The following is a 19,607-nucleotide window of genomic DNA, read 5'->3' as shown; positions in this document are numbered from 1 at the left end:
GCACCCCGAGCCTTGTAGAGAGTGGGGTTATTTTTATGGGTACTGCTGGTGGGGGGAGGATTATGTTATCCCCTCACCCCGGCCCTCTCCCCAAAAGGGGAGAGGATGAAAACCGCACCATTCAGTTCCCCTCTCCCCTATGGGGAGAGGGTCAGGGTGAGGGGTGTATATTGTCGTTACTTTTTCTTCACCGGGCGTTTCCAGCCCTGCTTACTGACCTGCGGAACGCGGCTTAACACCAGCTCGTTCTCGGCCACATCGCGCGTAACGGTTGTCCCGGCGGCAATGGTCACGCCTTTGCCCACGGTAACAGGCGCCACCAGCTGGGTATCGGAACCTACAAACACGTCATCACCGATGATGGTTTTAAACTTATTGGCACCGTCATAGTTACAGGTAATCGTCCCTGCACCGATGTTTACGTTGTCGCCAATTTCCGCATCGCCCAGATAGGTCAGATGACCGGCTTTCGAGCCTTTACCGAGACGTGCTTTTTTCATTTCCACGAAGTTACCTACATGAGCGCCTTCCAGCAGCTCAGCGCCCGGGCGCAGACGCGCAAACGGGCCGATGGTACAGGCGGAATCCAGACGCGCATCTTCTACCACGCTGTACGGGCTGATTTCGCAGTCGTCACCGATCACGCTGTTTTTAATCACACAGCCGGTGCCGATTTTGACGCGGTTGCCCAGCGTGACGTTACCTTCCAGGATAACGTTAGTATCTATTTCAACGTCGCGCCCGTGGGTCAGCGTGCCACGCAGATCGAAACGCGCCGGATCGCGCAGCATAACGCCCGCCAGCAACAGTTTTTCTGCCTGCTCGGACTGGTAAATACGCTCCAGGCGTGACAGCTGTAGACGGTTGTTTACCCCGTCCGTTTCGCTGATACGCGCCGGATGAACGGCGGCAATCTCACGCCCTTCCTGGTACGCCATCGCAATGATGTCGGTGATGTAGTATTCACCCTGCGCGTTGTTATTATTGAGTTTGGACAGCCAGCGCTTCATATCTGCACCGTTCGCAATCAGGATGCCGGTGTTGATCTCCTGAATCTGACGCTGTTCGTCAGTGGCATCTTTATGCTCAACAATCCCGGTTACCTTGCCGTTTTCACGCGTAATGCGGCCATAGCCGGTTGGATCGTCCAGCACGACGGTTAACAACCCAATGCCACCCTGCGGTTTGGCTTCACGCAGGCGAGTGAGGGTTTCAACGGAGATCAGCGGGACGTCGCCGTAGAGCATCAGGATGTCTTCATCATCAGCGAAGAAGGGTGCAGCCTGCTGCATTGCATGACCCGTACCCAGCTGTTCTGCCTGTAGCACCCAGTTGAGATTGTCGTCACGCAGCGTTTTTTTCAGCAGATCGCCGCCATGTCCATAAACCAGATGCACCTGGCTGGCGCCTAATTCATTAGCTGCATCAATAACATGCTGCACCATTGGCTTTCCTGCCAGTGTGTGGAGCACTTTAGGCAGATCGGAATACATGCGGGTACCTTTGCCTGCAGCAAGGATCACCACGCTCATCGCACTGTTTAACATACGCATCCTGACGGTAGTTTGTGTGAGAAGTAAAAACGTTTGATGCTTAAAATTCTACATCTTTTTCATCATGAATTAAGGCCGAAAAAAAAAGCCAGCCTGGGATCCAGACTGGCTTTTGTGCTTTTCAAGCCGGTGTTACATCGCTTTTTTGGTCAACTCGATAACGCGCAGTTTCGCGATCGCTTTGGCCAGCTCCGCAGACGCCTGAGCGTAATCCACGTCACCATGAGAGCTGCTAATGTGCTCTTCAGCCTTACGCTTCGATTCCAGGGCTCGCGCTTCGTCGAGATCCTGGCCACGAATAGCGGTATCGGCCAGAACGGTCACACTGCCTGGCTGCACTTCAAGAATGCCGCCGGACAGATAGATAAACTCTTCATGACCGAACTGTTTAACGATGCGGATCATACCAGGCTTAATGGCGGTGAGCAGCGGTGCGTGACCCGGGAAAATACCCAGTTCACCTTCACTACCCGTTACCTGGATTTTCTCGACCAGACCAGAGAACATTTGTTGCTCTGCGCTGACGACGTCCAGGTGGTAAGTCATTGCCATATCACCCTCCGATTAAGGCGTTAAAGTTTTTTGGCTTTTTCCACGGCTTCTTCGATGGAACCAACCATGTAGAACGCCTGCTCTGGCAGGTGATCGTATTCGCCTTCCATGATGCCTTTAAAGCCACGGATGGTGTCTTTCAGGGAAACGTATTTACCTGGAGAACCGGTGAATACTTCCGCAACGAAGAACGGCTGGGACAGGAAGCGCTGGATCTTACGCGCACGTGCTACCACCAGTTTGTCTTCTTCAGACAGTTCATCCATACCCAGGATGGCGATGATGTCTTTCAGTTCCTGGTAACGTTGCAGCAGGGACTGTACGCCACGCGCGGTGTCGTAGTGTTCCTGGCCAACAACCAGTGGATCCAGCTGACGGCTGGTAGAGTCCAGCGGGTCAACGGCCGGGTAGATACCCAGAGACGCGATCTGACGGCTCAGTACCACGGTTGCATCTAAGTGAGCAAAGGTGGTGGCTGGAGATGGGTCAGTCAAGTCATCCGCAGGTACGTATACCGCCTGAACGGAGGTGATAGAACCAGTTTTGGTAGAGGTGATACGTTCCTGAAGAACACCCATCTCTTCCGCAAGCGTAGGCTGATAACCTACCGCTGAAGGCATACGACCCAGCAGTGCAGATACTTCAGTACCGGCCAGGGTGTAACGGTAGATGTTATCAACGAACAGCAGAACGTCACGGCCTTCGTCACGGAACTTCTCAGCCATCGTCAGGCCAGTCAGCGCAACGCGCAGACGGTTTCCTGGTGGCTCGTTCATCTGGCCGTAAACCAGTGATACTTTATCCAGAACGTTGGAGTCGGTCATTTCGTGGTAGAAGTCGTTACCCTCACGAGTACGTTCACCAACACCCGCAAACACGGAGTAACCGGAGTGCTCGATCGCGATGTTACGGATCAGCTCCATCATGTTTACGGTTTTACCTACACCCGCACCGCCGAACAGACCAACTTTACCACCCTTCGCGAACGGGCACATCAGGTCGATAACTTTGATGCCGGTTTCCAGCAGTTCCTGAGAGCTGGACAGCTCTTCGTAGGAAGGTGCCGCGCGGTGGATAGCCCAACGCTCTTCTTCACCGATGTCGCCTTTCATGTCGATTGGTTGACCCAATACGTTCATGATACGACCCAGTGTTGCTTTACCTACCGGGACTTCGATCGGGTGCTCAAGGTCTTTCACTTCCAGACCACGACGCAGACCGTCGGAAGAACCCATGGCGATGGTACGCACGATACCGCCGCCGAGCTGCTGCTGAACTTCCAGCACCAGGCTCTCGTTACCATTTTGTACCTCAAGCGCGTCGTACACGCGTGGTACGGCGTCCTGAGGGAACTCGACGTCCACCACGGCGCCGATTACCTGGACAATCTTTCCAGTAGCCATCTTGAATCCTCTACGTAATTCGTAAACCTGGTTAAACCGCGGCGGCCCCCGAGACGATCTCGGTGAGTTCCTGAGTAATGCTGGCCTGACGAGCTTTGTTGTAAACCAACTGCAGCTCTTTAATCAGGCTGCCGCCATTATCGGTCGCGGCTTTCATCGCCACCATTCGTGCGGCCTGCTCGCTGGCCAGGTTTTCTACAACGCCCTGATAAACCTGAGATTCAACGTAACGACGCAGCAGGGTATCCAGCAGCGGTTTCGGATCGGGTTCATACAGGTAATCCCAGGCTTTCTGTTTCAGCTCGTCATCTTCTGATGCCGGTAACGGCAGCATCTGAGTGAGCGTAGGCACCTGAGACATGGTGTTAATAAATTTGTTGCTGACAACGTACAGTCTGTCCAGACGGCCTTCATCGTAGGCCTGCAACATCACTTTAACCGGGCCGATCAGTTCGGACAGGGACGGGTTATCACCCATACCGGTCACCTGAGCGACAATGTTGCCACCAACGGAGTTAAAGAAAGAGACGCCTTTAGAGCCAATCAGTGCCAGATCGCACTGAACGCCTTTATCGGACCAGCCTTTCATATCCGCCAGCAGTTTTTTGAACAGGTTAATGTTCAAGCCGCCACACAGACCACGGTCAGTCGACACCACCAGGTAGCCCACGCGCTTAACGTCGCGTTCTTCCAGGTAAGGGTGCTTATATTCCAGATTACCGTTTGCAAGGTGACCAATCACTTTGCGCATGGTCTCTGCATAAGGACGGCTGGCCGCCATGCGATCCTGCGATTTACGCATTTTGGAAGCGGCGACCATCTCCATCGCTTTAGTGATCTTTTGCGTGTTCTGGACGCTTGCGATCTTACTACGTATCTCTTTTGCGCCGGCCATGAGCTTCTCCTCAATGCCAGACGGCTTGTCCTGAGACAAGCCGCCGGACGATTACCAGGATTGGGTTGCTTTGAAGGAATCGAGGATAGCTTTCAGCTTGCCTTCGATTTCGTCGTTATAGCCACCGGTCTGGTTGATCTCTTGCATCAGCGGAGCGTGATCACGGTCGACGTAAGCCAGCAGAGCGGCTTCGAAGCTACCGATTTTCGCCAGTTCCACATCTTCGAGGTAACCGCGTTCAGCCGCGAACAGTACCAGGCCCTGCTGAGCAACAGACATTGGCGCGTACTGTTTCTGCTTCAGCAGCTCGGTCACTTTCTGACCGTGGCTCAGCTGTTTACGGGTTGCTTCGTCCAGATCGGATGCGAACTGAGAGAACGCAGCCAGTTCACGATACTGTGCCAGCGCGGTACGGATACCACCGGACAGTTTCTTGATGATCTTGGTCTGAGCAGCACCACCCACACGGGATACGGAGATACCCGGGTTAACCGCCGGACGAATACCGGAGTTAAACAGGTTGGTTTCCAGGAAGATCTGACCATCGGTAATGGAGATTACGTTGGTCGGAACGAACGCAGAAACGTCACCCGCCTGGGTTTCAATGATCGGCAGAGCGGTCAGAGAACCTGTTTTACCCTTCACTTCACCTTTGGTGAAGTTCTCGACGTATTCCGCATTAACGCGGGAAGCACGCTCCAGCAGACGAGAGTGGAGGTAGAATACGTCGCCCGGGAATGCTTCACGTCCTGGTGGACGACGGAGCAGCAGGGAAACCTGACGATAAGCAACAGCCTGTTTAGACAGGTCATCGTATACGATCAGCGCATCTTCACCGCGGTCACGGAAGTATTCGCCCATTGCGCAACCAGCGTATGGTGCCAGGTATTGCAGTGCAGCAGATTCAGACGCAGTTGCTACCACAACGATGGTGTTAGACAGTGCGCCGTGCTCTTCCAGTTTACGAACCACGTTGGAAATGGTGGACGCTTTCTGGCCGATAGCCACGTACACACATTTGATGCCGGAATCACGCTGGTTGATGATGGCGTCGATTGCCATCGCGGTTTTACCGGTCTGACGGTCACCGATGATCAGTTCACGCTGACCACGACCGATTGGGATCATGGCATCAACGGACTTATAACCCGTCTGCACTGGCTGATCAACGGACTGACGGTCGATAACGCCTGGTGCGATAACTTCGATTGGAGAGAAGCCATCGTGCTCAACCGGACCTTTACCGTCGATTGGCGCACCCAGGGTGTTAACAACGCGACCCAGCAGGCCACGGCCAACCGGCACTTCCAGAATACGGCCAGTACACTTAACCTTCATGCCTTCGGCAAGGTCAGCGTATGGACCCATCACAACGGCACCTACGGAGTCGCGCTCCAGGTTCAGTGCGATAGCGTAACGGTTACCCGGCAGGGAAATCATCTCACCCTGCATACAATCGGCCAGGCCGTGGATGCGGATAACACCGTCACTTACAGAAACAATAGTACCTTCGTTGTGAGCTTCACTCACAACACTGAACTGAGCAATGCGCTGCTTGATCAGTTCGCTGATTTCGGTGGAATTCAGTTGCATGCTCCAGTCCCCTTAAGACTGCAAGACGTCTGCAAGGCGCTCAAGACGGCCGCGTACGCTGCCATCAATGACCATATCACCCGAACGGATGATTACGCCTGCCATTACAGACTTATCGATTTTGCAATTCAGCTTAACTTTGCGTGACAGACGTTTTTCCATCGCGGCGGTGATTTTCGCAAGCTGTTCATCACTCAGTTCAGTCGCGGAAGTTACTTCAACTTCAGCGGTAGCTTCACTAAGGGCACGTAAGTGCTCAAACTGCTCGAGAACATCCGGGAGCACACGGAGACGACCATTTTCCGCCATCACCTTAATCAGGTTCTGGCCGTTGGCATCCAGTTGCTCTCCGCACACGGCGATAAACGACGCGGCGAGGGTTTCAGGCGCTAACGCACCAGAAAGCAACTCGGCCATTTGTTCGTTTTTCGTCACCTCAGCGGCAAACGCCAGCATATTCTGCCAGCGATCGACATTTTGGTGTTCGACAGCAAAGTCAAAAGCTGCTTTGGCGTAGGGGCGAGCTACCGTAACAAATTCAGACATCAGCCCCTCCCTCCTTACAGTTCAGCGACAAGTTTGTCCACGATGTCGCTGTTAGCAGCTTCATCCACGGAACGTTCGATGATCTTCTCGGCGCCAGCAACAGCCAGAATCGCAACCTGCTTACGCAGTTCTTCACGAGCACGTTTACGCTCAGCTTCAATTTCAGCCTGAGCCTGTGTCACGATCTTAGTACGTTCCTGTTCTGCTTCAGCTTTGGCTTCGTCCAGGATCTGAGAACGGCGTTTGTTAGCCTGTTCAATGATTACCTGAGCTTCAGCTTTCGCTTTTTTCAGCTGGTCTGTCGCGTTGGCCTGTGCAAGGTCCAAATCTTTCTTAGCGCGTTCTGCGGAAGCCAGACCGTCAGCAATTTCTTTCTGACGTTTTTCGATGGCAGCCATTAAAGGCGGCCATACATACTTCATGCAGAACCAGACAAAGAGAATAAACGCGATGGCCTGGCCGAGGATTGTTGCGTTCATGTTCACAGCACAATACCTCTTAAATTTCTGTGGCTTGGGGTTTTAAAACAACTACTACGCGACAGCAAACATCACGTACAGACCCAGACCTACAGCGATCATTGGGATTGCATCCACCAGACCCATAACGATAAAGAACTGAGTACGCAGCAGAGGAATCAGATCAGGTTGACGCGCTGCGCCTTCCAGGAATTTGCCCCCGAGGATGCCGATACCGATCGCAGCACCGATAGCCGCCAGACCCATCATCACAGCGGCAGCCATGTACAGCAGATCCATATTCAGGTTTTCCATGACAGTCTCCAGTTTGTTTCAATTAAAACGTAGTAGTGTTGGTAAAAAATCAGTGCTCTTCAGACGCCATCGACAGATAGACGATCGTCAGAACCATGAAGATAAAGGCTTGCAGCGTAATGATCAGGATGTGGAAAATGGCCCATGGCACATTCAGAATCCACTGTGACCACCACGGCAGAAGACCCGCGATCAGAATGAAAATCAGCTCACCCGCATACATGTTGCCGAACAGTCGCAGACCCAGTGAAACAGGTTTGGACAGCAGGCTAACGCCTTCCAGGATCAGGTTGACCGGAATAAACGCCCAGTGGTTGAACGGCTGCAAGGTAAGCTCTTTCACAAAGCCGCTTACGCCTTTCATTTTGATGCTGTAGAAAAGAATCAGGATAAATACGCCCAGCGCCATCGACAGGGTGATGTTCACGTCGGCAGACGGAACCACGCGCAGTGCAGGCAGACCGAAGACATGCTCGCCGATCCACGGCAGGAAATCGATAGGCAGAAGGTCCATCAGGTTCATCAGGAAGACCCAAACGAACACGGTCAGGGCCAGCGGAGCAATCAGCTTGCTCTTACCATGGTACATGTCTTTGACGCTGCCATGGACGAAGCCGATGATCATCTCGATGAACGTCTGGAATTTCCCTGGAACACCGCTGGTCGCTCGTTTAGCAACACCGCGGAACATGGCCAGGAACAGAAGACCCAAAACCACCGAGAAGAACATGGAGTCGATGTTGATCGTCCAGAAGGTGGCCGGGGGGTTATGTGGATCCACCAGCGAGAATGTACGCAGGTCCAGCTGAAGGTTATTCAGATGGTGACCTATGTAATCCTGCGGCGTCATATTTTCTGAAGCCATGATGCCTTTTACCCTTTGTTATTGATTACAGCTGGAGCCAGAACTTGTACCACCAGCACCAAAACCCACGTTGCTATCAGCGGCATGAATACCACTTTCAAAACCGCCAGCGCCATCACCAGTAGAGCAAAGGTCAGCAACACCTTACACACTTCGCCGAGAGCGAAGGACCAGGCCACGCGGCCTTTGGCGGGTGTATGCGCCTGATGACGCCAGGCAAAAATCATAAACAACACGTTTGGCAGAACCACCGCCAAACCTCCGCACGCGGCGGAGATGCCCCAGAAGGGGTCTTTGAGGCTAAACAGCAGTCCACTTGCTATCACAGCCAGAAACTGAATGAACAGAAGCTTACGAGCAACGTTTCTACTCAAGAGCGACACAGACATCACGTTTTTACTCCTGCTCCCTTCGAGGTATGCCGCGTGTCGTATAAAACGTCCTTTAAGGCTCAGAGTCAAGCATCAAAAAGCGGTCAAATTATACGGTGCGTACCCGTGATTTCAAACATTAAGTAGCGAAAAGGTGAATAAATGTTTAAATATTTTTCCCCAGTCCTATTTTTCAACTTTTGAACTCAGTGCCAACCTTCAGGCAAAACTGCAAACAGCGCGGAAACGTTGGTGATAAAGCGTGCACGAGATCACAAAATACACATTTGCGATAAAGTGGTATTTATCAAAGACGTAAAACGATTTATTTCATCCGATTGAAATTAAAGCAAAAAAATCGCAACTATTTTTAAAACAGAGCCGTATACAACAAAAACCTTTTATTGACATTCTTAATAAATATTTAACATTTCATTCTTGTTGCCTTTACCCACTTTTAGCAGGCTGATATTTTCATGGTTGACTATCTTCAGGGTGAACGAATCACTTCAGGTTAACCGTAAGAAAATCCATGGTGAAAACAAGGTTAAATTAACTACGGCCAAATCAGACTGGATGTGCTGCTTTTTAACACCATCAGAACAGCACAAATTCCACATTTTTTATTAATTTTTTAAAATGTGTTTGGCTTAATTATCACCAGATGACGCTCACCTTCGAGCTGAGGGATCTGGAGTTTTTCAATGGATTCCACTGCAAAACCGTCCGGAAGCTGCTCTATTTCGTCCCCCGGAAGTTGCCCTTTCAGCGCATAAAAACGGCCCTTATCCGCCGGCAGGTGTTTGCACCAGCTCACCATGTCATTGAGTGAGGCAAACGCGCGGCTGATAACGCCGTCAAACGGTGGCTCTGCCGGGAACTCCTCTACCCTGCTCTGCACGGGTGTGATGTTTTCCAGCTTCAGCTCATGCTGAACCTGTCGTAAAAAGCGTACGCGCTTGCCCAGACTGTCCAGCAGCGTGAAATGACTCTCCGGTCGAACAATAGACAACGGAACGCCCGGCAAGCCCGGACCGGTGCCCACGTCGATAAAACGTTCACCGGTAAGATACGGCGCCACAACGATGCTATCGAGAATATGGCGAATCAGCATCTCGTTGGGATCGCGTACGGAGGTGAGGTTGTACGCTTTATTCCATTTGTTCAGCATATCGACATAGGCCACCAGCTGATTTTTCTGGTGATCGGTGAGCGAAATACCTGCCTGTTCCAGCAGACGAGAGAGTTTATTGAGCACGGTGGATACCTGTTGAGAGATTTTTCGCCCGGTGGCGCTGCCGCTTACCGGGCCTACGATTAAGTAGGGCGGGTAAGCGAAGCGCCACCCGCCAAAAGCAATGTTAATTACGCGCTGCGGCGCAGCATACCCTGCTTTTTCAGCCACACCAGCAGAATCGAAATCGCGGCAGGTGTGACACCGGAGATACGTGAGGCCTGGCCAATCGACACAGGTTTGTGATCGTTCAGCTTAGCGATCACTTCGTTGGAAAGCCCCGTCACCTGACGATAGTCCAGCATTTCCGGCAGCAGCGTATTTTCGTTGCGCTGCTGTTTTTCGATCTCATCCTGCTGACGCGCGATGTAACCTTCGTATTTCACCTGAATCTCGACCTGTTCAGCCGCTTCAGCGTCTTCAAGGCCCGGTGCGAACGCGGTCAGTTTGACCAGATTCTCGTAGGTGACTTCAGGACGGCGCAGCAGATCTTCACCACTGGCTTCGCGCGAAAGCGGCGCAGTTAAGTGAGCGTTCACTTCAGCAGCAGTTTCCGCCTGCGGATTCACCCAGGTGGTTTTCAGGCGCTGACGTTCCTGTTCGATACGCTCCAGCTTCTCGTTGAAGCGCGCCCAGCGTTCGTCATCCACCAGACCCAATTCGCGGCCCACCTCGGTCAGACGCAGATCGGCATTGTCTTCGCGCAGCATCAGGCGATATTCCGCACGAGAAGTAAACATGCGGTACGGTTCTTTGGTCCCCAGCGTGCAGAGATCGTCGACCAGAACGCCCAGGTAAGCCTGAGAACGCGCCGGTGCCCAGCCCTCTTTCTCGGCAGAGAAGCGAGCGGCGTTCAGACCGGCCAGCAGCCCTTGTGCGGCAGCTTCTTCGTACCCGGTGGTGCCGTTAATCTGGCCTGCGAAGAACAGACCCTGGATGAATTTGCTTTCCAGCGTCGGCTTCAGGTCACGCGGATCGAAGAAATCGTACTCAATAGCGTAGCCAGGACGAACGATCTTCGCGTTTTCCATCCCCTGCATTGAACGCACAATCTGCATCTGCACGTCGAACGGCAGGCTGGTGGAGATGCCGTTCGGGTAAATTTCGTTCGAGGTCAGCCCTTCAGGTTCGAGGAAGATCTGATGCTGGTTACGATCGGCAAAGCGCATCACTTTATCTTCGATCGACGGGCAATAACGTGGGCCGATCCCTTCGATCACGCCGGCGTACATTGGGCTGCGATCGAGGTTATTGCGGATCACGTCATGGGTTTTTTCATTGGTGTGCGTGATGTAGCACGGTACCTGCTGCGGATGTTGCGCCGCATTGCCCATGAACGAGAACACCGGCATCGGGTTATCACCGTGCTGCTGTGCCAGTACGCTGAAATCAATGGTACGCGCATCAATTCGCGGCGGCGTACCGGTTTTCAGGCGGCTTACGCGCAGCGGCAGCTCACGCAGACGACGAGACAGCGGAATCGACGGCGGATCGCCCGCACGGCCACCGCTGTAGTTGTCCAGACCAATATGGATTTTACCGTCCAGGAATGTCCCGACCGTCAGCACCACCGCTTTTGCGCGGAACTTGAGACCCATCTGGGTCACGGCGCCAACAACACGATCGTTTTCCACGATAAGATCTTCTACAGCCTGCTGGAAGATCATCAGGTTCGGTTGGTTTTCCAGCGCGGTGCGCACAGCCTGACGGTAAAGCACGCGGTCTGCCTGTGCACGGGTGGCGCGAACAGCCGGACCTTTACTCGCGTTTAGTATCCTAAACTGAATGCCCGCATGATCGATCGCTTTCGCCATCAGGCCGCCAAGTGCATCCACTTCTTTTACCAGGTGTCCTTTCCCAATGCCGCCAATCGCCGGATTACAGGACATTTGTCCCAGCGTGTCGATATTGTGTGTCAAAAGCAGGGTCTGCTGACCCATTCGCGCTGCGGCCATTGCGGCCTCAGTGCCTGCGTGACCCCCGCCAATGATGATGACGTCAAAAGGATCCTGATAAAACATGGTGGTCTGCCTCGCGTAAAGCGGTATGAAAATGGATTGAAGCCCGGGCCGTGGATTCTACTCAACTTTAGTCTTTCGAGAAAGCATTGGGATCCTGGGCTATTAAAAAGAAGATCTTTTTATTTAGAGATCTGTTCTATTGTGATCTCTTATTAGGATCGCAGACCTTTGTGGATAAGTCCGATCCCATAAATAAGATCATGCAGTTAGGAAGGATCGTTTGCTGTGAATGATCGGTGATCCTGGACCGTATAAGCTGGGATCAGATCGCCACTTTATACACAGGTCAAAAACTAAACTAACGTTGTTCTTTGGATAACTACGGGTTAATACGAGCTTTTAACCAGAGTTATCCACATCCGATCGCACGATCTTTAATCGTTTTTGAGTAAATTTTTCCATTCCGCGAGCCAGATCTCGGCTGGATCTTCGGGAATATCATGATCGAGGATGTTGATCTTCAGCGTTTCACCCAGCTGTTTTGCTCCGCAGGCGGTCACCGCAGCTTCTACTTTCTCTATTGCGCCACAGAAAGTGTCATATTCACGGCTACCGATCCCTACAGCGCCAAACCGGACGTTTGACAGATCGGGCTGTTGTTCCAGCAGTTCGTCATATAAAGGTTGCAGGTTATCCGGCAGATCGCCCGCGCCGTGCGTGGAGGTGATCAGCAGCCAGACCCCGTCAGTCGGGAGATCTTCCAGCAGCGGTCCGTGCAGCGTTTGTGTAGAAAAGCCCGCGTCTTCCAGCTTCTCAGCCAGATGTTCCGCTACATATTCCGCACCGCCCAGGGTGCTGCCGCTGATAAGAGTAATGTCCGCCATTGATCGCTCGCTCAGATAAAGAGGCGGCCATTGTACGCTGTGAACGAGCTGGGATCTACCTGTGGAAAATGTGGGAATGAAATTGCCCGATCACGGGCGGATAGTACGCATGATCGGGTTTTGCAGGGAGATCAGGGTTTCGGTGGACTGAATTTCATCGATTGTTTGGATCTTGTTGATAAGTACCTGCTGGAGGGCGTCGATGGATCGGCACATGACCTTTATAAAGATGCTGTAGTGCCCGGTGGTGTAGTACGCCTCAGTGACTTCATCCAGCGCGTTCAGCTTCTCCAGCGCGGAGGGGTAATCTTTGGCGCTTTTCAGAATAATGCCAATGAAGCAGCAGACGTCGTAGCCGAGTTGCTTCGGGCTGACATCAATGCGTGCGCCGGTGATGATCCCGGCCTGCTTCATTTTCTCTACGCGAACGTGAATGGTCCCCGGGCTGACGCTAAATTGTTTCGCCAGTTCGGCATACGCGGTGCGTGCGTTGGCCATGAGCGCTTCCAGAATGCCGCGGTCCAGATTGTCGATCTGATAATTTTCCATAGGTTTTTCTTATGAAGATTAATGATTCCTTCTATTCTAGCGTCTTATTTTAACGAATCAAAAGTGAAGGTGGCTTTTTGTTGATGGGTTATTGAATTAAGCGCCTGTTCTGTTGCTTAATCAGTATCAACAGGACGCAGGAGTATAAATAATGAAAACCGCTTACATCGCAAAACAACGCCAGATCAGTTTCGTTAAATCCCATTTTTCTCGCCAGCTGGAAGAGAAGCTTGGCCTTATTGAAGTGCAGGCGCCGATTCTGAGCCGCGTGGGTGACGGGACGCAGGATAACTTGTCTGGTTGCGAAAAAGCGGTACAGGTAAAAGTGAAAACACTGCCAGACGCCCAGTTCGAAGTGGTTCACTCCCTGGCGAAGTGGAAGCGTCAAACCCTGGGACAACACGACTTCAGCGCGGGCGAAGGGCTTTACACGCATATGAAAGCCCTTCGCCCCGATGAAGACCGCCTGTCCCCCATTCACTCTGTCTACGTTGACCAGTGGGACTGGGAGCGCGTAATGGGTGACGGCGAGCGTCACGTCGGTACGCTGAAATCTACCGTTGAGGCGATCTACGCCGGGATCAAAGCGACCGAAGCGGCCGTGAGCAAAGAGTTTGGTCTGGCACCGTTCCTGCCGGAAACGATCCACTTTGTTCACAGTCAGGAGTTGCTGAGCCGTTTCCCGGATCTGGATGCCAAAGGCCGTGAACGCGCGATCGCCAAAGAGCTGGGCGCGGTATTCCTGATCGGCATTGGCGGGAAATTGTCTGATGGTAAACGTCACGACGTCCGTGCGCCGGATTACGATGACTGGAGCACCGTGGGCGAGAGCGAATATGCCGGTCTGAACGGCGATATTCTGGTCTGGAACCCGGTTCTGGAAGATGCGTTTGAACTCTCTTCGATGGGGATCCGCGTGGATGCTGAAGCACTGAAGCGTCAGCTGGCCGTGACCGGTGATGAAGATCGTCTGCAACTGGAATGGCACCAGGCGCTGCTGCGCGGTGAAATGCCGCAGACCATCGGCGGTGGTATTGGCCAGTCTCGTCTGACCATGCTGCTGTTGCAACTGTCCCATATCGGTCAGGTACAGTGTGGGGTCTGGCCGCAGCAGGTACGTGAGAGCGTCGGTTCTCTTCTTTAATTAACGTCGCCAGCGTCTGAGCAGGCGGCTACGCAACCCGGTATCAAAGCGCCAGATGTGATCGAAGATGCGCATGATGCCGGGTTTTCCATGTGCAGACATCGCCACGGCATGGAAACGGTGCTGGTGCACGCGCTGCATCTCCTTCACTTTATTCACGACGTCGTCCGGCAGCCGCTGGGCAATAAAATCGGAAATCACCACCGCATCCGCGTCGTACCAGTCTCCGCCCTGCATGCGCTCAATGATGCTGCGAAAACAGCTGGCCAGATCGGTGCCGCCGCGAAAGCGCTGGCTTAAAAAGCGGATCGCCTGCTCCAGCCCCTGTGGGCTGGTCAGTTCATACCCCACCACTTCGCTGGAAAATAACATGATGTAGCAGCGACGACGATCGGCGAGCGCCACGCGCATCAGAGCCAGGCAGAACGCTTTTGCACACTGCTCGTTAAATCCCCCCATCGATCCGGACGTATCTACGCAAACAATGAATGGACCGCGCGGTTGCTCATCAAAGTCCTGATGCACCACCGGGCGCTGGCTGATTTTTTCGCGCCAGGCTTCGCCATGCAACCGATAGGTAAGAAGCTGTTTTTCCACCAGCCGACGATAAAACTCATACTCCAGTTCGGTCATTCCCAGCGTGCTGAGTTCCGTAGGCAACAGGCGCAGGATATCATCGCTTTGCTGTAAGCCGTCCACCTGCTCCGGTACGGTGGAGGGCTCGCGTACCAGCGTACGGAAGGTTTCCATCGGCGCATCTTTCTTTGGAATTGACCTGGCCTCCCGGGAACGACCAAGCTGTTCTGCAAGCTTCATCAGCTCCGGCTGTTGTGCCAGAAAGTCGCCGTACTTCACGATCAACTGATAATCGCCACGTTTTAACTGACCGGCACTCATATCCCAGAGTCGACCGGCGGCGTTTTCATTCTCCACCAGCACCTGTTCTAGCTGGCCGCTTAACGTCATCCGCTCCTGAACTTCGCTTAACAGCTGTTCGCGCTCTTCGTCCAGCAACTGCTGGTTGAGAGAGGTGGCCTGAACGACAAGACTGAGCCGCCAGCGCTGTAAAAACAGCGTATGCAGGGCGGGAGTAAAGCTGGGGTTGTCCGTGACCAGCGCTCTGGCCTGGCTGGCAAACGGGGAGTGAACGTTATCTAGCAGCGTCAGGGTTTGCTGTAGCTGGGCAATAAACTGCGGCGTTGAAAGCCGCTGGCACTGCTGGTAACCAGCCACTTCCTCTGTCAGTTCCGGCGGGACTTCCGTCTCCTTAAACCGCTGGCGCAGGTTATCGCGCCAGCGGGGAAGATCGTCCGTCATTGCTTTTCTGAGCTTCGGAAATTTTTCAAAGAAGGCCGCCAGCTGCGGTGAAGCGAGCAGGGTAATGACGACCTCTTCGATCAACCCTTCCTCGCTAACCGCCAGCATGACGTTAAGCGTGTCCAGCGTTAGCATTGACGCGCCTGTTTAATCTGCGCGCTGACATCCTGCAAGCTGGCTTCAATGCGACCTAACCAGTCGCTATGGATAAAGAGGCATTTCTGCTGCTCGCTGAAGCGCGTGTGCTGCTGATGCCATTCGTTATCCAGCGCTTCGAGCTGCTGTTTGATCTCCTCCGGAAGACTGTCAGAGGCCGTGCCCGGCAGCGCCAGGCGCGATCCCTGAAGGCTGACGTCGCGGATCACAAGGTGCTGGCTGCTGTCGACTTCCATCGACAGCGGCTGTGCAAAGCCGATACCGTTGAGTTTACCGCGGATCTCGCCGCCCTTATCCAGCCACTGAACCAGCGCAACGCGTTCGATCGTCACGTGCACCACCTGCATATCATGAAGCTTTAGCGGCTGCTGAAGAAGAAGCGTGAGCGAGGCGTCAGTCAGCTCGGCTGGCAGTTCATAGTGCGGTTTACGGGCAAACATCCCGCCAAGACGGTTCACCTTCAGCGCGGTTTTGTCACTTTGCTGCTGCTGAAGCTGAAGACGACGTTGGGCAATCGCCCCCAGTTGATTAAGCATGGATTGCTGACCCCACGCGTGCCCGGTCATCAAAACGTCCAGCTGCTGCTGCATCAGATTCATCCCTTCTGCGTCGTGCCACAGACAGTCTTTCAGCAGGATCAGATCGATGGGGGCGACAGCATCGCGGCCGCTGAACAGGGCGCTTGCCTGAAGCAGACGAATGGCTTTTTTCCAGCGACGGTCGGAGACGTACGGCGCGGAGGGCAATAAATCAAGCTGCTGGCGCAGCATGAAGATCAGCTCAAAGACGGCATCGGGCAGCTTAATTTTGCCTATCTCTTCCTGCCACTGGTCATACTCTTCGTCCGTGACCTGTAATGATGGTGCCACCGGATTTTCGTTTTCGTCCTGCTGGCTTACCAGCATTGAGCGGAAGTTCGATTTGTCCTGGACTTTATCCAGCCACAGGCGGATCAGCATGCGGTCATACAGCGCTTCCAGGCTGCTGTCGGCTTCGGGAAGTTCGTTAGACGCGGCCACCAGCAACCGCATGGGGATCTTCTCTTCGCTCGCGCCGTTGCGGAAGCGGCGTTCGTTGATTGCCGTCAGCAGGGTATTCAGAATGGCCGGGCCGGCTTTCCAGATCTCATCAAGAAAGACGATTTCCGCTTCCGGGAGATAGCCCGCCGTCAGACGTTCATAGCGTCCCTCATCTTTTAACGCCTGAATGGAGAGCGGGCCGAAAACTTCTTCCGGCGTGGAGAAGCGCGTCATCAAATACTCGAATGCGCGAGCGTTCTGGAAAGCGAATTTGAGGCGGCGTGCGATCAGACTTTTGGCAATGCCCGGCGGACCCAGCAGAAACACGCTTTCCCCGCTCAGCGCCGCAAGTAAACAGAGGCGAATGGCGTGGCTACGCTCGTATAGGCCTTTCTCCAGCGCACTGCTGAGGCGGGAAATTCTTTCTGCTAATAAATGTGAGTGAGCCATAATAGTTTTGCATCCTTTCGCCGTCGTGGCGGCTAATTGAAGCGAGTATAGACGTTTCGGTCTGGCCTGGTAATAGGCTGAAGTGCGGCGCTATTTTCTTTGCGCTACATTAATGCGGCTGCATTTAGGGGTACGATTTTGCATTGAATCGTGCATACTGTGCGCTTTTTGTGGGCCAAGGGACTAAGCACACATTTGTTATTCAAACGAAAAGACTAGTCTATGAGCACTGATAATAAGCAATCATTACCCGCAGTAACGCTTGCAGCGATCGGGGTTGTCTACGGTGATATCGGCACCAGCCCGCTTTATACGCTTCGTGAATGTTTGTCCGGTCAGTTTGGTTTTGGTGTAGAGCGTGACGCCGTATTTGGTTTCCTCTCGCTCATCTTCTGGCTGCTGATCCTGGTGGTCTCCCTTAAGTATCTCTCTTTCGTTATGCGGGCTGATAACGCGGGCGAGGGCGGTATTCTGACCCTGATGTCCCTTGCTGGGCGCAATACGTCTGCAAGAATGACCTCCGTGCTGGTCATCATTGGCCTGATTGGCGGCAGCTTCTTCTATGGGGAAGTCGTGATTACGCCAGCGATTTCGGTGATGTCGGCCATAGAGGGGCTGGAGATTGTCGCGCCTCAGCTTGATACGTGGGTGGTGCCACTCGCTATTATCGTGCTGACGTTGCTGTTTGCTATACAAAAACACGGTACCGGGCTGGTGGGTAAGCTGTTCGCGCCTATTATGCTGGCCTGGTTCCTGATCCTGGCGGCGCTGGGCTTACGCAGTATTATCGCCAACCCGGATGTCCTGCATGCGCTGAACCCAATGTGGGCGGTGCATTTCTTCCTGGAATATAAAGTGGTGTCGTTTGTGGCGCTGGGCGCGGTAGTGCTTTCCATTACCGGTGTTGAAGCGCTGTATGCAGATATGGGCCACTTCGGGAAACTCCCAATTCGCGTCGCCTGGTTTAGCGTTGTTCTGCCTTCACTGGTGCTGAATTACTTCGGCCAGGGCGCGCTGCTGCTTGCCCATCCTGAAGCGATTAAAAACCCGTTCTTCCTGCTGGCGCCGGACTGGGCGCTGGTTCCGATGCTGATCCTGGCGACGCTGGCGACGGTCATTGCCTCTCAGGCTGTTATTTCCGGCGTATTCTCCCTGACGCGTCAGGCCGTGCGTCTGGGGTATCTCTCGCCGATGCGCATTATCCATACCTCTGAGATGGAGTCAGGTCAGATCTACATTCCGTTCGTCAACTGGCTGCTCTATTTCGCGGTGGTGATTGTTATCGTCAGCTTCGAGCACTCCAGTAATCTGGCGGCGGCGTACGGTATCGCGGTAACCGGAACGATGGTGTTGACCTCTATTCTCTCCACCACCGTGGCGTACCGTAACTGGCACTGGAATAAGTTCCTGGTGGGGCTGATCCTGGTTGGCTTCCTCTGTATCGACGTACCGCTGTTCTCTGCGAACCTCGATAAGATTGTCTCCGGTGGCTGGCTGCCGCTGACGCTGGGTCTGGTGATGTTCATCGTGATGACGACGTGGAAGAGCGAACGTTTCCGCCTGCTGCGTCGTATGCATGAGCACGGTAATTCTCTGGAGGCGATGATAGCCTCGCTGGAGAAATCCCCGCCGGTGCGTGTGCCGGGTACGGCGGTGTATATGTCTCGTGCGCTGAACGTGATCCCGTTTGCGCTGATGCATAACCTTAAGCACAACAAAGTGCTGCACGAGCGCGTGATCCTGCTGACGCTGCGTACCGAAGATGCGCCGTATGTTCACAACGTGCGACGCGTACAGATTGAGCAGCTGTCGCCAACCTTCTGGCGCGTGGTGGCAAGCTACGGCTGGCGCGAAACGCCGAACGTGGAAGAGGTATTCCACCGCTGCGGTCTGGAAGGGTTGAGTTGCCGCATGATGGAGACATCGTTCTTTATGTCCCACGAGTCGCTGATCATCGGCAAGCGCCCATGGTATCTGCGCCTGCGCGGCAAGCTGTATCTCATCCTGCAACGTAACGCCCTGCGTGCGCCTGACCAGTTTGAGATCCCGCCCAATCGCGTGATTGAGCTGGGGACGCAGGTCGAGATTTAATTCTCAGTGCGGCCTGATGCCCTCACCCAGCCCCTCTCCCTGTGGGCTGAGGGATCCCCAGTAATTTTTTATGCAGAAGCAATAAAGTTGCTTTCTAAATGACTGAGGGCTGTCAGCGATGCCCTGGTCCGGCTGTAAATCGCTGAGGCGTTTGCCTTCCGGCCGGGGCGAGGCGCAGGGATGCGCCGAGAGGGCGGCTTTACAGGGACGTTGCCTCCGCCCGTACCCGATAAGCCGGAAGGAATAAGCCG

The 19,607-nt window shown here is 53.7% G+C and carries 18 protein-coding genes; 2 read left to right on the top strand and 16 right to left on the bottom strand.

Translation table 11 applies throughout. From position 1 onward, the window contains the following. Positions 1–176: 176 nt before the first annotated feature. The 14 genes from glmU to asnC all read right to left on the bottom strand — a co-directional run bounded on the left by glmU (position 177) and on the right by asnC (position 13,179). Positions 177–1,547 carry a bifunctional UDP-N-acetylglucosamine diphosphorylase/glucosamine-1-phosphate N-acetyltransferase GlmU gene (glmU, locus tag BFV65_RS21385; protein ID WP_023305126.1) on the bottom strand — a complete coding sequence of 457 codons (1,371 nt, stop codon included), beginning with the start codon at positions 1,545–1,547 and terminating at the stop codon, positions 177–179. A 138-nt stretch (positions 1,548–1,685) separates the two neighbouring features. Further along, on the bottom strand, positions 1,686–2,105 hold the full coding sequence (locus tag BFV65_RS21380; RefSeq protein ID WP_006177560.1) for a F0F1 ATP synthase subunit epsilon: 420 nt from the start codon (positions 2,103–2,105) through the stop codon (positions 1,686–1,688). Positions 2,106–2,125: 20 nt separating this feature from the next. After that, on the bottom strand, positions 2,126–3,508 hold the full coding sequence (gene atpD, locus BFV65_RS21375) for a F0F1 ATP synthase subunit beta (protein ID WP_003862362.1): 1,383 nt from the start codon (positions 3,506–3,508) through the stop codon (positions 2,126–2,128). Positions 3,509–3,539: 31 nt separating this feature from the next. Continuing rightward, entirely contained in the window at positions 3,540–4,403 is an 864-nt protein-coding gene (gene atpG, locus BFV65_RS21370) for a F0F1 ATP synthase subunit gamma (RefSeq protein ID WP_003862364.1), read from the bottom strand. Positions 4,404–4,454: 51 nt separating this feature from the next. Continuing rightward, positions 4,455–5,996: a F0F1 ATP synthase subunit alpha gene (gene atpA, locus BFV65_RS21365; RefSeq protein ID WP_006808751.1), complete on the bottom strand. Its 1,542-nt coding sequence runs from the start codon at positions 5,994–5,996 to the stop codon at positions 4,455–4,457. A 12-nt stretch (positions 5,997–6,008) separates the two neighbouring features. Then, positions 6,009–6,542 carry a F0F1 ATP synthase subunit delta gene (gene atpH, locus BFV65_RS21360; protein WP_003862369.1) on the bottom strand — a complete coding sequence of 178 codons (534 nt, stop codon included), beginning with the start codon at positions 6,540–6,542 and terminating at the stop codon, positions 6,009–6,011. Between the two features lie 14 nt (positions 6,543–6,556). Beyond that, on the bottom strand, positions 6,557–7,027 hold the full coding sequence (gene atpF, locus BFV65_RS21355; protein ID WP_003862370.1) for a F0F1 ATP synthase subunit B: 471 nt from the start codon (positions 7,025–7,027) through the stop codon (positions 6,557–6,559). A 48-nt stretch (positions 7,028–7,075) separates the two neighbouring features. Beyond that, the gene (atpE, locus tag BFV65_RS21350; protein ID WP_000429386.1) at positions 7,076–7,315 is read right to left on the bottom strand and encodes a F0F1 ATP synthase subunit C; all 240 of its coding nucleotides are present in this window, start codon (positions 7,313–7,315) and stop codon (positions 7,076–7,078) included. A gap of 49 nt (positions 7,316–7,364) precedes the next feature. Then, positions 7,365–8,180, bottom strand: a complete 816-nt coding sequence (gene atpB, locus BFV65_RS21345; RefSeq protein WP_022649873.1) for a F0F1 ATP synthase subunit A — start codon at positions 8,178–8,180, stop codon at positions 7,365–7,367. An 8-nt stretch (positions 8,181–8,188) separates the two neighbouring features. Continuing rightward, positions 8,189–8,569, bottom strand: a complete 381-nt coding sequence (gene atpI, locus BFV65_RS21340) for a F0F1 ATP synthase subunit I (RefSeq protein ID WP_003862375.1) — start codon at positions 8,567–8,569, stop codon at positions 8,189–8,191. 616 nt (positions 8,570–9,185) lie between these two features. Further along, positions 9,186–9,809, bottom strand: a complete 624-nt coding sequence (gene rsmG, locus BFV65_RS21335) for a 16S rRNA (guanine(527)-N(7))-methyltransferase RsmG (RefSeq protein WP_022649872.1) — start codon at positions 9,807–9,809, stop codon at positions 9,186–9,188. A 107-nt stretch (positions 9,810–9,916) separates the two neighbouring features. After that, the gene (gene mnmG, locus BFV65_RS21330; RefSeq protein WP_003862379.1) at positions 9,917–11,806 is read right to left on the bottom strand and encodes a tRNA uridine-5-carboxymethylaminomethyl(34) synthesis enzyme MnmG; all 1,890 of its coding nucleotides are present in this window, start codon (positions 11,804–11,806) and stop codon (positions 9,917–9,919) included. Between the two features lie 374 nt (positions 11,807–12,180). Then, positions 12,181–12,630: an FMN-binding protein MioC gene (gene mioC, locus BFV65_RS21325; protein WP_003862381.1), complete on the bottom strand. Its 450-nt coding sequence runs from the start codon at positions 12,628–12,630 to the stop codon at positions 12,181–12,183. Between the two features lie 90 nt (positions 12,631–12,720). Next, positions 12,721–13,179: a transcriptional regulator AsnC gene (asnC, locus tag BFV65_RS21320; protein WP_023298941.1), complete on the bottom strand. Its 459-nt coding sequence runs from the start codon at positions 13,177–13,179 to the stop codon at positions 12,721–12,723. A gap of 151 nt (positions 13,180–13,330) precedes the next feature. On the opposite strand from asnC, the gene asnA reads away from it, so the two are divergent. Next, complete coding sequence (asnA, locus tag BFV65_RS21315; RefSeq protein WP_003862385.1) at positions 13,331–14,323, top strand: aspartate--ammonia ligase; 993 nt, start codon at positions 13,331–13,333, stop codon at positions 14,321–14,323. On the opposite strand, the gene viaA is transcribed toward asnA, so the two are convergent. Together viaA and ravA are read right to left on the bottom strand one after the other, a co-directional pair. Beyond that, entirely contained in the window at positions 14,324–15,775 is a 1,452-nt protein-coding gene (gene viaA / locus BFV65_RS21310; RefSeq protein WP_022649870.1) for an ATPase RavA stimulator ViaA, read from the bottom strand. Further along, complete coding sequence (gene ravA, locus BFV65_RS21305; RefSeq protein ID WP_022649869.1) at positions 15,769–17,265, bottom strand: ATPase RavA; 1,497 nt, start codon at positions 17,263–17,265, stop codon at positions 15,769–15,771. Before ravA ends, viaA begins: the two co-directional genes overlap by 7 nt. A gap of 222 nt (positions 17,266–17,487) precedes the next feature. On the opposite strand from ravA, the gene kup reads away from it, so the two are divergent. Then, positions 17,488–19,356, top strand: coding sequence for a low affinity potassium transporter Kup (kup, locus tag BFV65_RS21300; RefSeq protein WP_006808744.1), 1,869 nt, complete (start codon positions 17,488–17,490; stop codon positions 19,354–19,356). Positions 19,357–19,607: the final 251 nt, after the last annotated feature.

It is taken from the genome of Enterobacter hormaechei subsp. hoffmannii, assembly GCF_001729745.1.
GTDB lineage: Bacteria > Pseudomonadota > Gammaproteobacteria > Enterobacterales > Enterobacteriaceae > Enterobacter > Enterobacter intestinihominis.
The sequence above is the reverse complement of the archived record's forward strand: the minus strand, read 5'-3'. Positions and strand labels throughout refer to the sequence as shown.

Bases quoted from the DNA above. Each gene is read 5' to 3' on its own strand.
- glmU (WP_023305126.1), bottom strand. From the start codon at position 1,547: ATGTTAAACAGTGCGATGAGCGTGGTGATCCTTGCTGCAGGCAAAGGT.
- BFV65_RS21380 (WP_006177560.1), bottom strand. From the start codon at position 2,105: ATGGCAATGACTTACCACCTGGACGTCGTCAGCGCAGAGCAACAAATG.
- atpD (WP_003862362.1), bottom strand. From the start codon at position 3,508: ATGGCTACTGGAAAGATTGTCCAGGTAATCGGCGCCGTGGTGGACGTC.
- atpG (WP_003862364.1), bottom strand. From the start codon at position 4,403: ATGGCCGGCGCAAAAGAGATACGTAGTAAGATCGCAAGCGTCCAGAAC.
- atpA (WP_006808751.1), bottom strand. From the start codon at position 5,996: ATGCAACTGAATTCCACCGAAATCAGCGAACTGATCAAGCAGCGCATT.
- atpH (WP_003862369.1), bottom strand. From the start codon at position 6,542: ATGTCTGAATTTGTTACGGTAGCTCGCCCCTACGCCAAAGCAGCTTTT.
- atpE (WP_000429386.1), bottom strand. From the start codon at position 7,315: ATGGAAAACCTGAATATGGATCTGCTGTACATGGCTGCCGCTGTGATG.
- atpB (WP_022649873.1), bottom strand. From the start codon at position 8,180: ATGGCTTCAGAAAATATGACGCCGCAGGATTACATAGGTCACCATCTG.
- atpI (WP_003862375.1), bottom strand. From the start codon at position 8,569: ATGTCTGTGTCGCTCTTGAGTAGAAACGTTGCTCGTAAGCTTCTGTTC.
- mnmG (WP_003862379.1), bottom strand. From the start codon at position 11,806: ATGTTTTATCAGGATCCTTTTGACGTCATCATCATTGGCGGGGGTCAC.
- mioC (WP_003862381.1), bottom strand. From the start codon at position 12,630: ATGGCGGACATTACTCTTATCAGCGGCAGCACCCTGGGCGGTGCGGAA.
- asnC (WP_023298941.1), bottom strand. From the start codon at position 13,179: ATGGAAAATTATCAGATCGACAATCTGGACCGCGGCATTCTGGAAGCG.
- asnA (WP_003862385.1), top strand. From the start codon at position 13,331: ATGAAAACCGCTTACATCGCAAAACAACGCCAGATCAGTTTCGTTAAA.
- viaA (WP_022649870.1), bottom strand. From the start codon at position 15,775: ATGCTAACGCTGGACACGCTTAACGTCATGCTGGCGGTTAGCGAGGAA.
- ravA (WP_022649869.1), bottom strand. From the start codon at position 17,265: ATGGCTCACTCACATTTATTAGCAGAAAGAATTTCCCGCCTCAGCAGT.
- kup (WP_006808744.1), top strand. From the start codon at position 17,488: ATGAGCACTGATAATAAGCAATCATTACCCGCAGTAACGCTTGCAGCG.